1 protein-coding gene is annotated in these 1,234 nt (G+C 61.3%); it reads right to left on the reverse strand.

The features are described from left to right. The coding region (locus tag DP106_RS15150; RefSeq protein WP_165857928.1) for an ATPase, T2SS/T4P/T4SS family at positions 1 to 1,234 on the reverse strand (1,234 nt) is incomplete at both ends.

Below are 1,234 nucleotides of genomic sequence, written 5' to 3' on the forward strand. Positions count from 1 at the left end.
GACAGCCTCGATGTCGAGCGCCTCGGCGACCCCCTCGGCGACCCCGCCGGTACGGTACTCCTCGAGGAGGGGTTCGGCCTCCTCGAGGATCCCCGCGGTCTTTTCGAGCATCTCGGTGCTCGCCTCGGGGCGTGGAACCATCGCCTCCTTTTCGGGATCGATGTCGATCTCGACGGACTCCATCTCCCGGAGGTCCTCGAGAGACCGTTCGAGGTGTCCGGTCGCCATGAGCGTGAGGATCGTCTCGGGATCGTTGATAAACGCCTGCAGCGTCGCCGCAACCTGCGTGTAGGTGTTGAGCCCTTCGTGGATCAGATACGCCAACACGAGTTCGTGGAGGAATATTTCCTCGTCGAGTTCCTCTCGAGACCAGCCCCGATCGAAGGCGATCGTATCGAGCGTGCTCGAATCGCCCATGCTGAGGAACGTGTCGCTTTGGGCCTGCCACTGGTAGACGTCCTTGACGTTGATCTCGTCGTTTTCGGGATCGTAATGGTTGATTTCCGTGATCGATTTGGTCCGTCTGACCTTGTTGCCTCTGATCCGGGTCTGGCTTTGGACCGAGACGAGATCCAGCGCCGTGAACATCGTCTTCGAGACGTTGATCGGATCGGTCGTGAACCGTTTTATTACCTCCCCGACGGAATCGGCGTGGAACGTCGTCAGCGTCGTGTGCCCGGTCGACATGACTTGGAACAGCGTCCGCCCCTCCTCGCCACGGATCTCCCCCATAACGATGTATTCGGGGCGCTGCCGGAGGGCGGCCTCCAGCAGATCGAACTCGTCGACGTCGCCCTTGTCGTCCTCGCCGAACGAGGGTCGGGTGACGCTTGCGATCCAGTTTCGCTGGGGCAACTCGACTTCGCGCGTGTCCTCGATCGAGACGATCTTCGCCTTGCTCGGGATGAAAAGCGAAACCGCATTCAGCGAGGTCGTCTTCCCGGACGCCGTCCCGCCGGCGAAGATGAGCGACTTTTGATTTTCGATGCTGAGCCACAGGAACGCCATCTGTTCGAGCGAGAAGGTGTTCCAGTTGATCAGGTCGATCGGGGTGTGGGGGACCTCCTTGAACTGCCGAATAGTGTAGTTCGTTCCGTGGTCCGAGACCTCCCGCCCGAGCGTCAACTGGGCACGGGAGCCGTCCGGCAGCGTCGCGTCGACCTGCGGACTCCGCTTGGAGATCCCCTTCCCGGAGCGCTGGGCGAGTTTGACCACGAACTCGTCGAGTTCCTCG

It is taken from the genome of Halonotius pteroides (genome assembly GCF_003605635.1).
Taxonomy (GTDB): Archaea; Halobacteriota; Halobacteria; order Halobacteriales; family Haloferacaceae; genus Halonotius; species Halonotius pteroides.